Consider the following 12,682-nt stretch of genomic DNA (forward strand, 5'->3'; position numbering starts at 1 on the left):
GTCCCGGGTCACGGCTGCGGATGCAGAGGCCGTCACCCCGCTTAAGGTCACCCACATGCACCATCCTATCATCCGCCCTGCCCGCCCGGACGAATACGACGCCGTCGCCAGGCTCTGGATGGAGAGCTGGTGTTCGACGGGCCTGGAAACGCAGAGCGAGAGGCTGCTCGCGGTCCTCAGGGAGCGCGTGCCGCGCGAAGTCGCTGGCGGTTGGAGCCTGTATGTCGCCGACGACCGCGGCGGCCTCGCGGCGATGCTCGCGATCAACGTCCCCACGCTCTATCTCGACCAGCTGATGATCGCCCCGTCCCATCAGGGCCGCTCGCTCGGCCGCCGGCTGCTCGCCTTCACCCGCGAGCTGCTCCCCGACGAAGTGTGGCTGCGCTGCGCGAAGGGCAACGACAAGGCGTGGCGCTGGTACGAGCGCGAGGGCTTCGTGCTGGAAAAGGAGGAAGCTGACCCGCTGCACGGCCGGATCATGAAATATTATCGCTGGAAGCGTGACGGTCAGGCGGCGGCCTCCTGATCGCAGAGCGTGCAAGCGCAAATCTTGCGCGTGGCGACCGGAAACCGTTGCGTGCGCCTTCGCAGGCGAACTAAGTTCGAGTTCCCGACGACCTTGCATTCTCGAACCGTCCCCATGTCCGTGCCGCTCCTGCCGATCCGCCGCCTTGCGCTCGTCGTCCTCGCCGCTGCCTTCGCAACCGGGGCTTGGGCCCAGGCTCCGTCAGCAACGGCGCCCAAGGCCGCCCCCGCGGCCAAGAAACCCTCCGGAAAGACAAAGGCGATGGCGAAACCAGGCGCCATCGAAAGCGGTCCGTGCCGTCTTGGCGTCATTGCCGCACTCGGCGACCAGCTCGCCGTCAGCAAGTTCGGCCTCACCGTGTTTGAAATCGAAGAGGACGAAGTCACGTTGCCGGGATGGGGACTGGACGACCTCGCCATGGCGCGCGTGCGCGCGGCCACCGGCGGCGACCCGGCCGTGCACAGGATCGGCTATCCGAAAGGCGCGTTCGAGCCGTACTACCATCCGACGTCGCGCTTCCTGCCCGATCCGAAGGAGAGCCTGGCCTCGATCGTGCGCAACGTCACCACGAATGCCAACTGCGCACGCTACCTCGTCGTCACCAGGTTCGAGACGACCATTCCCAACACCACCCTGAGGCTCAGAGGCATCGGCGCCTACAATCAGGGGGTCGGATCGATCCTCAGGCACTCGCATCTGTTTGCGAACGTCAACATCACGCTCATCGACGGCCAATCCTACGAGAAGATCAGCTCGTTCTCGGCGGATACCGGCGCCAGGCTGGCCGAGACCATGAGGCTCACCGAGGATCCTCTCAATAAGCTCAACAATGCCGACTTCCCCGAGCCTCTCGCGGCTGCGGCCTCCAGCACCGTCCTGCGCGAGCGGCTGCGTACTCTGGTCGCGGCGAAGCTCGATCGCGACCTGCCGAGCTATCTGAAGATCGAATGATGCCGTCGCCCGCGTTCACACGGTTCGAACGAGCTTCATTGGCCCAATCCTCTCCCTTATGCGACGAGCTCTCCCAGTGACCATCTCTCGCCGACTGGCGCCGCTGTTCATGGCCGTGATCTGGTCATGCACCAATGCCCTGGCGCAATCGGCGCCGGCGCCGCTGAATGCCAAAACAGCGCCAAAGACCGCGGGCACCGCTGCCAAGGCAGCCAAGCCGACGACGGCCCTTCGCGAGGGCGGACCGTGCGAGGTCGGGGTGATCGCCGCGCTCGGCGATGCCTTCACGGTGCAGAAGAACGGCATGACCCGCCTGGGCAACGAGTACGCCGAAGTGCCGGTGTCCTGGGGTTTCGACGACATCGTCTACGCGCGTGTGAAGGCAGCCGCGGGTGATAGCGGGATCCGCCGCATCAGCGTCCCCAAGGGCGCATTCGATCCGTTCTATCAGTCGCCACCGGTCAAGGCCGAGAACGGGAAGCTCACGCCCATCGTCAGGAAGGTGGCCGGCACGGCAGGGTGCGCTCGCTACCTCGTGATCACCCGCCGGACCGACAGCGAACCCTCGACAAACGACGAGGTTACCGGCGTCGGTGTCATCAACCGGGGCGAGGGATTCGGCCGGATCAGCCACGTCTTCACCATGATCGATATCCAGCTCTATGACGGCGCGACGTTCGAGACGCGCGAGCCTGCCACGAGCTCCAGATCGCTGCTCTCACGGCTGACGTCCGGCGTCGGACCGCCGTCTCACGCCGGGGACGTCGACAACTCCGCATTCCCCGCCTCGCCGCCGGAGGCTGCGAACAACAATGTGCTGCGCGACATGGCGCGTTCGATGCTCAAATTCCGGCTCGACCAGCGCTTGCCGGCCTATTTCGGGCGCGAATAGAACGACGAGCTCGGCGCGTCACAGCCTGATCTTCAGCACCGCGTGGCCCGACTGCTGGACGAGACCGGACGATGTCGCGTTGATGCCATAGCGGATGCTGAGGTCGAGCCGGTCGTTGCCGGCGGCCACAAGACCAAGGCCCGCAGAATAGATCCATGGCGACAGGCCGAGGCCATGGGTGACAAAGCTCTCGCCGCCGCCCGAGAACGTCGCGCGGATCTGCAATGGCTGATTCAGCGTGTTGTAGCCGACGCCGATATCGCTGGTCAGACGAATCTGCCTGGTGGGCGCGTAGACCGCTTTCAGCTGCGCCGTCGTCACGAGCTCCTGATAGATCTGAGGATCGACGTTGAGGCTGAAACCGCCGGCACCGTTCTCGCCGTAGGAATTGCTGCGAACCGTGCCGTAGTCCAGGCGCAGTGCTGGAACGAGCGCGAATCGGTCCTGCAGCGGAATGCGCGTCTTGATGCCTGCGCCGGCATGGCCGCTGTAGGAACGATAGCTGCCGCCGGCGGATGCGCCCATGAAGCTCAGCGACCTGTTTTCGCCGTTATCGGTCGATCCGCCATCGAGCTGATAGTCGAAGAGGACATCACGGGTGATCGCGTAGGCTCCATAGAGCCCGAGCTGATAGGAGGCGAGACCGAGACGGTTCGGCACGGCGGCGTCGCTTCCGGTGATCGTGTGATGAGAATAACCGAGAACGCCGCCAATGATGGCGCGGGACGAGACTGCGACGTCGGCGCCGAACGCCAGACCGCCGCCGGAGGCGTCATAGCCGGGAACGCCATCGCGCCCCGTCTGCTGCGCGGTGCTGCCGAGGGGCTGCATCCAGACATTGCGACCAGCGGCCCAGCCGATGCTGCCGACATCGTCGAGCCTGTTGGTCATCGTCTGCCGGAACGCCTGCTGGCTGACATGGGTCGCCTGCGAGGCCGCCCCGGTCAACACCGGCAACGTCTGCTTCACGGCGGCGCTGAGAGATGGACCGCTGAGATTATCAAGCGCGGCAAAGCCCGAGACCATCGATCCGGTCCAGCCGGCCGACGTCATCGACAGCCGGTACAGTACGTCAGCCGCTTCCAAGCCGACGCGGCCGCCTGCAGACCGCAGCGTATCCGCATAAGGCCGGATCAGCGACATCGTCGCCAGTCCTCCGGTCAGGTTTCCGGTGAGGTCGTAGGTCGACACCAGCATCTGCGCGCCTGCGGCGTTGCCGCTCGCCGTGCCATAGAGGCTGGTCAGGGTGCCGCGCGAGAGGGTGTTGAACAGCACGCTGCCCTCGGGAGTCACCGAGCCGAGCAGCGTGAAGCCGGCCGCGGCGCTGCCGGGCGGCGCGACGCCCGCACCCCAGAAATAGCCGTTCTGATAGCTCGTGATGACGAAACGGCCCGGCGCCTGCGTGCCGAACAATGTGGGACTGACGATCCGCCAAGGCGTGCCGGCGGTCCACGCCCATTGCGGCACTGAGTTGGCCGGCACCGGTGCCGACGGCGGCGGCGTGAAGGTCGCGGGATCATAGGGGAGCATGTAGGCCCAATGCGTCACCAGCAGGCTGTCGCCGGTGATCATCTGCATTTCCATGCTGGTCACGCCGTTGACGTTGCGCATATAGCCGAGTCCGACGGTCGCAGTGCCGCCGCCGGTCGGCGTGAACAGCATGGTGATCTGGCCGCTGGTGGTGACGAAGCCCTGGATGGTCGAGGTGTCCGTCAGCAGCGCCAGCCCGATCCTGAGCTGCGCGACGCTGGTGCCGGTGAAGGCGCCGTTGCTCGCGGTGCCCAAGGTCCACAACGTCTGGTCACCGATCGGGACCGGATTGGAGAAGCCCGTCTTCGGCGACATGTAGGCGAGCAGCTGCGCCGTCGGCACATACCAGCTGGTGTTGGAGATCGTGGAGTCCCAGACGCTCGATTGCGCCTGCGCCGGCCCGACGCCCCCTGCCACAAGCGCAATGCCGGTCATCGCGCAGAGAGCGATGACACGGGCCTTCGAACGCAGCATCAATCGCCCCCACGACTTGTCTTGCTGCCGGCGCGAGCGGCTAGCTGACGGCCGCGGCCGATGCACCGGTCATGATGCATCGCAGCGTCGTCGCAACAACCAACACGAGTTGCGCCAATGCTTCCTGATTAGCCGTTCAGGAACATTGTCTTCAACTGGGAAAATTTGGGTCGATCGGGGGACGGAGTCTCGCGTTCCCCTGATACCGCCGATGCGCGCGGAGGTCAGTCCGCCTTGAGATCCTCGGGGCGCGGCATCGAGATCACGTTGTAGCCGGAATCGACGTAGTGGATCTCGCCGGTGACGCCGCCGGACAGCTCCGACAGCAGATAGAGCGCCGAGCCGCCAAGCTCCTCCAGGGTCACGCCGCGACCGAGCGGCGAGTGCTTCTGCTGAAAGGCGAACATGAAGCGGGCATCGCCGATGCCCGAGCCCGCCAGCGTGCGCACCGGGCCGGCCGAGATCGCGTTGACACGGATGCTGCGGCGGCCGTAGTCGGCGGCGAGATAGCGCACCGAGGCTTCCAACGCGGCCTTGGCGACACCCATCACGTTGTAGTTCGGCATCACGCGGTTGGAGCCGTCGAAGGTCAAGGTGATCATGCTGCCGCCGCTTTCCGGCATCAGCTCGGCGGCGCGCTTGGCGATCTCGGTGAAGGAGAAGCAGGAGATCAGCATCGTGCGCGCAAAATTCTCGCGCGAGGTGTCGGCGTAGCGGCCCTTGAGCTCGTTCTTGTCGGAGAAGGCGACCGCATGGACGACGAAGTCGAGCCCGCCCCAGGCCTCGCGCAATGCGGTGAACACGCCGTCGACGCTGGCGATGTCCTCGACGTCGCAAGGCAACACGTGCTTGACGCCGAGCTCATCGGCGAGCGGACGGACGCGCTTGCCGAGCGCGTCGCCCTGATAGGTGAAGGCCATCTCGGCACCATGCGCCGCCAGCGTCTTGGCGATGCCCCAGGCGATCGAATGGTCGTTGGCGATGCCCATGACCAGGCCGCGCTTGCCTGCCATCAGTCCCTGCATGATGTCTCTCCTTCGTCATGCCGGGATCGACCCAGCCAGGATGATCGTTCCGTCTTCGAGACGCCAATGGCCGGACATCGGTGCGAAGAATGAGCTTCGCGCTGCTGCCCGGCCATGATGCCGACGAAACCAGTGCTGTTGGAAATCTTAGGCGTCGAGCTGCTTGAACACCAGCGTCGCGTTGGTGCCGCCGAAGCCGAACGAGTTCGACAGCACGGTGCCGAGCTTGGCGTTGTCGATGCGCTTGCGCACGATCGGCATGTCGGCGAAGGCGGGATCGAGCTCGGTGATGTTGGCGCTCTCGCAGATGAAGCCGTTCTTCATCATCAGCAGCGAATAGATCGCTTCCTGGACGCCGGTGGCGCCGAGCGAGTGGCCGGTCAGCGCCTTGGTCGCCGAGATTGGCGGACATTTCTCGCCGCGGCCGAACACCTTGCGGATCGCCTCGATCTCCGGCGGATCGCCGGCCGGCGTCGAAGTCGCATGCGGATTGATGTAGTCGATCTTCGTCTTCACGGTCGACAGCGCGAGCTGCATGCAGCGCTCGGCGCCTTCGCCCGACGGCGCCACCATGTCGTAGCCGTCCGAGGTCGCGCCGTAGCCCACGATCTCGCCGTAGATCTTGGCGCCGCGCGCCTTGGCGTGCTCGAGCTCTTCCAGCACGAGGACGCCGGCGCCGCCGGCGATCACGAAGCCGTCGCGCGTGACGTCATAGGGCCGCGACGCGGTCGCAGGCGTGTCGTTGTGCTTCGACGACATCGCACCCATCGCGTCGAACAGCACCGACAGCGTCCAGTCGAGCTCTTCGCAGCCGCCGGCGAACATCACGTCCTGCTTGCCGTACTGGATCATCTCGTAGGAATTGCCGATGCAATGATTGGAGGTCGCACAGGCCGAGGAGATCGAGTAGTTGACGCCCTTGATCTTGAACCAGGTCGCCAACGTCGCCGAGGCCGTCGACGACATTGCCTTCGGCACGGCGAACGGACCGACGCGCTTCGGGCCCTTGGTGCGGGTGATGTCGGCCGCTTCCACCAGCGTGCGCGTCGATGGCCCGCCTGAGCCCATGATGATGCCGGTTCTGACGTTGGAGACGTCGGTCGGCTCCAACCCGGAATCGAGGATGGCCTGCTCCATGGCGACATGATTCCACGCCGCCCCCTCGCCGAGGAAGCGCATGGCGCGGCGGTCGACCACGTCGGCGGGATTCAGCGTCGGCGCACCTTGCACCTGCGAACGAAAACCAAGCTCGGCATATTTCTCGGCGCGGGAGATACCGGACTTCGCCTCGTACAGGCTGGCGAGCACCTCCTGGGTGTTGTTGCCGATCGATGAGACGATGCCCATGCCCGTGATGACAACCCGCCTCATGATGTCCGCCTCACCTTGCTCGTGTGTTGTGTTGCAGCCGTGCCTGCTGCACTGTCTGTGGTCGCAGCCTGCCGGTTCAAGTCGGCGCGGCGCCCTGCTTGAACAGGCCGACCTTCAGGTCCTTGGCGCGATAGATAATCTCGCCATCCATCGAAAGCCACCCGTCGGCAATACCGAGCACCAGCTTTGAGCGCATCACGCGCTTGATGTCGACGTTGTACACAACCTTGCGGGCGGTCGGCAGCACCTGGCCGGAAAACTTGAGATCGCCGAGGCCCAGCGCACGGCCGCGCCCCGCGCCGCCGGTCCAGCCGAGGTAGAAGCCGACCATCTGCCACATCGCATCGAGGCCGAGACAGCCCGGCATCACCGGATCATTCTTGAAATGGCAGCCGAAGAACCAGAGATCCGGCTTCACGTCGAGCTCGGCGCGGACGACGCCCTTGCCGAACTCGCCGCCGGTCTCGGAGATCTCGACGATCCGATCGAACATCAGCATCGGCGGCAGCGGCAGTTGTGCATTGCCGGGGCCGAACAGCTCCCCGCGGCCGCAGGCCAGCAGGTCCTCGTATTCATATGCGCTGCGCCGATCCAGCATGCTTGGTGGCCTTTCTCAACGATCCCCGGTGGAATTTGTGCCGCGCGACATGGACCCTTCCCGCGCGCCGCCCCCTTCCGCGCCGCGCTGGCCGGTCATCGCGTCGGCACGAAGGCTGGGCCATCGCACTTGGCGAACATGACTGCTGTCAGCGGCGGGCCTAACGACGCCTGGATTCGCGCACATGGCCATCACGGCCGCCGGCGCTCACCATGGCAGGGCAAATCGGGTCCGGGCGCTCTCTAACATAGAGGATTGCGGCGTCAATGCGCGTATCCAGGTAAATCGACGCAGCACCAGGGCCGGCGCCCGAACCGGGCGGCAAATGCAGTTTAGGAGCGTTCTAGATACGTTAGTTGCGATAAGCTTGCATCTGAATGGGTTTCTTCCTATATCGGTTGTGGATGAGAGCGAGATTGTGCGGTGCTTGAAGTGGATGTCAGCAACAACGCCTCGATGAGTGGTCATGACCGCGGCAACCCGGATCTCGGGAACGGCCGGCAGCCAGCACTCAATGGCTGCCCATGGCACGACGTCAACGAGATGCTGCAGGCGGCCGGGCTGCGCCCGACCCGCCAGCGCATGGCCCTCGGCTGGCTGCTGTTCGGCAAGGGCGCGCGGCATCTGACCGCCGAAATGCTCTACGAGGAAGCGACGCTGGCCAAGGTTCCGGTCTCGCTCGCCACGGTCTATAATACGCTGAACCAGCTGACCGACGCCGGCCTGCTGCGCCAGGTCAGCGTTGACGGCACGAAGACGTATTTTGACACCAACGTCACCGCCCACCATCACTTCTATCTCGAGAACAACCACGAGCTGGTCGACATCCCGGACCAGCATCTGGCGCTGTCGAAGCTGCCGGAGGCGCCCGAAGGTTACGAGATCGCCCGGATCGACATGGTCGTCCGGCTGCGCAAGAAGCGCTGAGCCTCCGGAAGGTCTTCATCGAAGCACCATGCCCGCACCCGCTGCGGGCATTTTTGTGTCGGGAGCGCGTCAGGATGGAGGTCAGCGCATTGCGCTGACCTGGGCCTTCAATTGACCTGCTCGTCGGCGTAGACGCCCCACAGCCGCTGCTGCTGGATCCAGCCTTCGAAACCATTGCCGAGCACGCGGCACCAGCCATTGCCGCATTTCTTCACCTGCGCGACAACGCCTGCCTGCAGCCGCGCTGTGACCGCGCTGGTCGCGTCGGCGCTCTCGTAGATCGGGGCGAGATCGTCCTTGTTCTTCATCGTGACCACCGCCGTGCGGCGCCCCGACAGCAACGAGTGATAGACCCACCCCTCCGAGCCTTCGGAATCGCGCACGCGGCGCCAGTTCTCATATTCCGCAGTGATCTCGACCGGCAGGCCGGAGCGCGTATAGACCCAGGCCACGTCGTTGTCCTTGGTCGGACCGGCACGAACGTTCACATGATCCGACTTCAGGCTGACATAGCGCGGCACCGGCAGGCCGCTGGTGGTGAGAACGGAGTCCTTCGCCGCAACGCCGCCCCTGCCGACGGCAACGTCGAACAGACAGACCAGCAGCACCACGACAGCACCGAAACGCCACAACGTCAATTTACTCAACTCACTCTCCCTCGAAAGGATCGACCCGCGCTCCGATCAAAGCGGATTGCGTTGCGATCCTTCGCCCGATCCCCATCGAACCGCCCGGCTGCCCCCCTTCGTGCTCGGAGAGGGCTTGCCGAAAGCGCCAGTCCCGACCTGCCGTTGGCTTCTTGTCTTGGCCGGGCCTTCTGCTAGACAGGACCGAACACAAGCGGCCAGGAAGCGCCTGAGAATCGCTCGCGAAGCCCTGTCAGGGACGGATCGGCCCACCTGCGAGATCCGACACGACCAGTCCAGGGAAGCGCCGCTCTCAGGCGACGACGGTAGTTTCGGCGAACCCGGTTAATGAGGTCTGAAGGATCTCATGAGAGCAGCACATGTCAGGTAGGAAAAAGCCCCTCGTCGTGGTGACACGCAAGCTGCCGGACTCGGTCGAGACGCGCATGCGCGAGCTGTTCGACGCCAGGCTCAATCTCGACGACGAGCCGTTGAGCCAGGAACAACTCGCCGACGCCGTGCGCACCGCCGAGGTGCTGGTTCCGACCGTCACCGACCACATCAGCGCCGACATTCTCAATCAGCCCGATTGCAAGCTGCGCATGATCGCCAACTTCGGCAACGGCGTCGACAACATCGACGTCGCGGCGGCGGTGGCGCGCGGCATCACCGTCACCAACACGCCGAAGGTCCTCACCGAGGACACCGCCGACATGACCATGGCGCTGATCCTCGCCGTGCCGCGGCGGCTGATCGAGGGCGCCTCGATCCTCACCGAGGGCAAGAACTGGGCGGGCTGGTCGCCGACCTGGATGCTCGGCCACCGCATCGGCGGCAAGCGCTTGGGCATCATCGGCATGGGCCGGATCGGCCAGGCCGTGGCGCGGCGTGCCCGCGCCTTCGGCCTGCAGATCCACTATCACAACCGCCGCCCGGTCGCTCCCGTGATCGCCGACGAGCTCGGCGCTACCTACTGGGAGAGCCTCGACCAGATGCTGGCGCGGATGGACATCATCTCGGTCAACTGCCCGCACACGCCGGCGACGTTCCATCTGCTGTCGGCACGCCGGCTGAAGCTGATCCGCAAGGACGCCTACATCGTCAACACCGCACGCGGCGAGGTGATCGACGAGGAGACGCTGACGCGGCTGATCGAGGCCGGCGACATCGCCGGCGCCGGTCTCGACGTGTTCGAGCACGAGCCCGCGGTGAATCCGCGCCTGGTCCGGCTCGCCAAGGCCGGCAAGGTGACGCTGCTGCCGCACATGGGCTCGGCCACCATCGAAGGCCGCGTCGAGATGGGCGAGAAGGTCATCATCAACATCAAGACCTTCCTCGACAACCACCGCCCGCCGGACCGCGTGCTGCCGAGCATGTTGTAGGCCGGTCACTCGACCCCATAATCAGCGTCGCCGCTGCGAACGCAGGGACCCGTACCGCGTAATGTCCGCGTGGGACATCGCTGGTCGTCATCGTCTCGTTCACGCTGGTGGTTATGGGTCTCGGCTCAAGGCCGGGACGGCAGCTGGGTGCGGGGCGCCCGCGCGCTTCCGCCACTCCCCGACGAACGCGACGAACGCCGCCAGCGCCGGCGGCGGTTGCCGGCGGCTCGGGTAATATAGATACGGTCCGGGGAACGGCGGGCACCAGTCGTCCAGCACGCTGACGAGGCGGCCTGCCGCCAGCGCATCGCGCACATGTCCCTCGAATGTCGCCCAGTAGCCGACCCCGTCGCAGGCGGCACGGAAGGCCAGACCGAGCTGGACCGCGATCAGCCGGGCCGGCGGCGCGATCCTGATCACCTGCCCGTCCTTCTCGAACTCCCAATCCAGCATCGCACCGGACGAGAAGCGCGTGCGAATGCAGCCATGCTGCAGCAGGTCGCGCGGACGCGCGGGACGGCCATGCTGCGCCACATAGTGCGGTGAGGCGACGATGGCGTAGCGCTGCGTTTCGCCGAGCGGCACGGCGATCATGTCCTGCGCCAGGTGCTCGCCATAGCGCACGCCGGCATCGAACCCGGCCTGCACGATGTCGACGAAGCCGCTGTCGGCGACGATCTCGAGCTCGATCAGCGGATAGGCCTGAAGGAACGGCGCGACCATCGGCGCCAGCACCAGATCGACCGCGGGCGGCGGCGCATTGATGCGCAGGCGCCCCGCCGCGACCTGCTGCTGGCCGCGCACCTGATGGATCGCCGCTTCGATCTCGGCCATCGCAGGCTCGAGCCGTGCCAGCAGCGCCTCGCCGGCCTGCGTCAGGCCGACGCTCCGCGTGGTCCGGTTGAGCAGCCGGACGCCGAGCCGCTGCTCCAGCTCCTTGAGCCGCTGACTGAGGCTGGATGCCGCGAGTCCCTGCTCGCGCGCAGCGCGGCGGAAATTGCCGCTGCGAGCCACGGCAGCGAAGGCTTGAAGATCGCGGAGGTCCGGCTCGCTCATTGTTCGATATGCTGAACAGTCCATTCGGAATTGTCCAGCTTTTCGATCCGCGGAAATGCGCCGATATCCGCGTTGTCCGGGCGGGCCACCAAGCCGCCTGCGCCAGCAAGAGGAGATTGATCATGCAAACCCGCCAACTCGGCTCGACCGGCCCCGACGTTTCGGTCATCGGACTAGGCTGCATGGGCATGTCGGACTTCTACGGCCCCACCGACCGGTCCGAGAGCATCGCCACCATCCACGCCGCGCTCGACGCCGGGATCACGCTGCTCGACACCGGCGACTTCTACGGGATGGGCCACAACGAGATGCTGATCCGCGAGGCGCTGGCCTCGGCCGGTCCGCGCAACGTGCAGATATCGGTGAAGTTCGGTGCCCTGCGCGGACCCGACAAGAGCTGGCTCGGCTATGACAGCCGGCCTGAAGCTGTCAGAACCTTCCTGTCCTATTCGCTGCAGCGGCTCGGCGTCGACGCCATCGACATCTACCGCCCGGCGCGGCTCGATCCCAAGGTGCCGATCGAGGAGACCATTGGCGCGATGGCCGAGCTGAAGCAGGCCGGCTACATCAAGCATATCGGACTGTCGGAGGTCGGCTCCGAGACCATCCGCCGGGCGCACAAGGTGCACCCGATCTCGGATCTGCAGATCGAATACTCGCTGATCTCACGCGGCATCGAGAGCGACATCCTGCAGACCTGCCGCGAGCTCGGCATCGGCATCACCGCCTACGGCGTGCTCTCGCGCGGACTGATCAGCGGCCACTGGTCGAAGGACCGCGCCAATGCCGCTGATTTCCGTGGCCATTCGCCGCGCTTCAGTGGCGACAATCTCGATCGCAATCTCAGCCTGGTCGACACGCTGCGCAGCCTGGCAGGCGAGGTCGGCGCCACGCCGGCGCAAGTCGCGATCGCCTGGGTGGCCGCGCAGGGCAACGACATCGTCCCGCTGGTCGGCGCCCGCCGCCGCGACCGCCTCGACGAGGCGCTCGGCTCGCTCTGCGTCAAGCTCACCGAGGTCCAGCTCGCCGCGCTGGACAAGGCCTTCCCCATTGGTGTCGCCGCCGGAGAGCGCTATCCGGAGGCGCAGTTGGTGCATATGGACAGCGAGCGCGGTCAGCCGAGCTGAGCGTCATGTGAGTCCAGGTCGCGCAACAAACTCGGTGTCGTCCCGGCGAACGCGGGGACCCATACCGCGTGATGTCTGGAACAGGCAGATGACCCGTTCCGCGCGCCTCATTGCATACACGGAGTATGGTCCCGGATCGGCGCCCGACGACGCGTTGCGTCGCCGGGCTTGTCCGGGACGACAGTGAATTTGTGGCG

Annotated in this window: 12 protein-coding genes; 6 read left to right on the forward strand and 6 right to left on the reverse strand. The window is 65.7% G+C overall.

Going from position 1 to position 12,682, the window contains the following annotated elements:
• The first annotated feature begins 55 nt into the window (after positions 1–55).
• The 3 genes from QX048_RS13100 (at position 56) to QX048_RS13110 (ending at position 2,369) form a co-directional block, all read left to right on the forward strand.
• A complete protein-coding gene (locus QX048_RS13100; protein ID WP_316173531.1) occupies positions 56–526 on the forward strand; it encodes a GNAT family N-acetyltransferase in 471 nt (156 codons plus the stop codon).
• A 114-nt stretch (positions 527–640) separates the two neighbouring features.
• The gene (locus tag QX048_RS13105) at positions 641–1,477 is read left to right on the forward strand and encodes a hypothetical protein (protein WP_316173529.1); all 837 of its coding nucleotides are present in this window, start codon (positions 641–643) and stop codon (positions 1,475–1,477) included.
• Positions 1,478–1,553: 76 nt separating this feature from the next.
• Entirely contained in the window at positions 1,554–2,369 is an 816-nt protein-coding gene (locus QX048_RS13110; protein ID WP_315716918.1) for a hypothetical protein, read from the forward strand.
• An 18-nt stretch (positions 2,370–2,387) separates the two neighbouring features.
• On the opposite strand, the gene QX048_RS13115 is transcribed toward QX048_RS13110, so the two are convergent.
• The 4 genes from QX048_RS13115 to fabA form a co-directional block, all read right to left on the reverse strand.
• A complete protein-coding gene (locus QX048_RS13115; protein WP_315716917.1) occupies positions 2,388–4,373 on the reverse strand; it encodes an autotransporter outer membrane beta-barrel domain-containing protein in 1,986 nt (661 codons plus the stop codon).
• 224 nt (positions 4,374–4,597) lie between these two features.
• Entirely contained in the window at positions 4,598–5,398 is an 801-nt protein-coding gene (gene fabI / locus QX048_RS13120; RefSeq protein ID WP_315716916.1) for an enoyl-ACP reductase FabI, read from the reverse strand.
• 147 nt (positions 5,399–5,545) lie between these two features.
• Complete coding sequence (fabB, locus tag QX048_RS13125; RefSeq protein WP_315716915.1) at positions 5,546–6,769, reverse strand: beta-ketoacyl-ACP synthase I; 1,224 nt, start codon at positions 6,767–6,769, stop codon at positions 5,546–5,548.
• A 76-nt stretch (positions 6,770–6,845) separates the two neighbouring features.
• Positions 6,846–7,367 carry a 3-hydroxyacyl-[acyl-carrier-protein] dehydratase FabA gene (gene fabA, locus QX048_RS13130; protein ID WP_315716914.1) on the reverse strand — a complete coding sequence of 174 codons (522 nt, stop codon included), beginning with the start codon at positions 7,365–7,367 and terminating at the stop codon, positions 6,846–6,848.
• A 456-nt stretch (positions 7,368–7,823) separates the two neighbouring features.
• Here fabA and irrA point away from each other — a divergent pair, with 456 nt between their 5' ends.
• Positions 7,824–8,294: an iron response transcriptional regulator IrrA gene (irrA, locus tag QX048_RS13135; protein ID WP_315716966.1), complete on the forward strand. Its 471-nt coding sequence runs from the start codon at positions 7,824–7,826 to the stop codon at positions 8,292–8,294.
• Between the two features lie 107 nt (positions 8,295–8,401).
• On the opposite strand, the gene QX048_RS13140 is transcribed toward irrA, so the two are convergent.
• Entirely contained in the window at positions 8,402–8,887 is a 486-nt protein-coding gene (locus QX048_RS13140; RefSeq protein ID WP_409977910.1) for an SH3 domain-containing protein, read from the reverse strand.
• Positions 8,888–9,300: 413 nt separating this feature from the next.
• On the opposite strand from QX048_RS13140, the gene QX048_RS13145 reads away from it, so the two are divergent.
• Entirely contained in the window at positions 9,301–10,302 is a 1,002-nt protein-coding gene (locus tag QX048_RS13145) for a D-glycerate dehydrogenase (protein WP_315716913.1), read from the forward strand.
• A gap of 111 nt (positions 10,303–10,413) precedes the next feature.
• Here the strand turns inward: QX048_RS13145 and QX048_RS13150 are convergent, their stop codons facing one another.
• On the reverse strand, positions 10,414–11,358 hold the full coding sequence (locus QX048_RS13150; protein WP_316191504.1) for a LysR family transcriptional regulator: 945 nt from the start codon (positions 11,356–11,358) through the stop codon (positions 10,414–10,416).
• 122 nt (positions 11,359–11,480) lie between these two features.
• On the opposite strand from QX048_RS13150, the gene QX048_RS13155 reads away from it, so the two are divergent.
• Positions 11,481–12,485, forward strand: coding sequence for an aldo/keto reductase (locus QX048_RS13155; protein ID WP_316191505.1), 1,005 nt, complete (start codon positions 11,481–11,483; stop codon positions 12,483–12,485).
• Positions 12,486–12,682: the final 197 nt, after the last annotated feature.

The sequence above is a fragment of the Bradyrhizobium sp. SZCCHNS30572 genome, assembly GCF_032484415.1.
Classification (GTDB): domain Bacteria; phylum Pseudomonadota; class Alphaproteobacteria; order Rhizobiales; family Xanthobacteraceae; genus Bradyrhizobium.

What these genes read in the sequence shown, in the direction of transcription:
- QX048_RS13115 (WP_315716917.1), bottom strand. Translation starts at nt 4,373, where the DNA reads ATGCTGCGTTCGAAGGCCCGTGTCATCGCTCTCTGCGCGATGACCGGC.
- QX048_RS13155 (WP_316191505.1), top strand. Translation starts at nt 11,481, where the DNA reads ATGCAAACCCGCCAACTCGGCTCGACCGGCCCCGACGTTTCGGTCATC.
- QX048_RS13105 (WP_316173529.1), top strand. Translation starts at nt 641, where the DNA reads ATGTCCGTGCCGCTCCTGCCGATCCGCCGCCTTGCGCTCGTCGTCCTC.
- QX048_RS13150 (WP_316191504.1), bottom strand. Translation starts at nt 11,358, where the DNA reads ATGAGCGAGCCGGACCTCCGCGATCTTCAAGCCTTCGCTGCCGTGGCT.
- irrA (WP_315716966.1), top strand. Translation starts at nt 7,824, where the DNA reads ATGAGTGGTCATGACCGCGGCAACCCGGATCTCGGGAACGGCCGGCAG.
- fabB (WP_315716915.1), bottom strand. Translation starts at nt 6,769, where the DNA reads ATGAGGCGGGTTGTCATCACGGGCATGGGCATCGTCTCATCGATCGGC.
- fabA (WP_315716914.1), bottom strand. Translation starts at nt 7,367, where the DNA reads ATGCTGGATCGGCGCAGCGCATATGAATACGAGGACCTGCTGGCCTGC.
- QX048_RS13100 (WP_316173531.1), top strand. Translation starts at nt 56, where the DNA reads ATGCACCATCCTATCATCCGCCCTGCCCGCCCGGACGAATACGACGCC.
- QX048_RS13145 (WP_315716913.1), top strand. Translation starts at nt 9,301, where the DNA reads ATGTCAGGTAGGAAAAAGCCCCTCGTCGTGGTGACACGCAAGCTGCCG.
- fabI (WP_315716916.1), bottom strand. Translation starts at nt 5,398, where the DNA reads ATGCAGGGACTGATGGCAGGCAAGCGCGGCCTGGTCATGGGCATCGCC.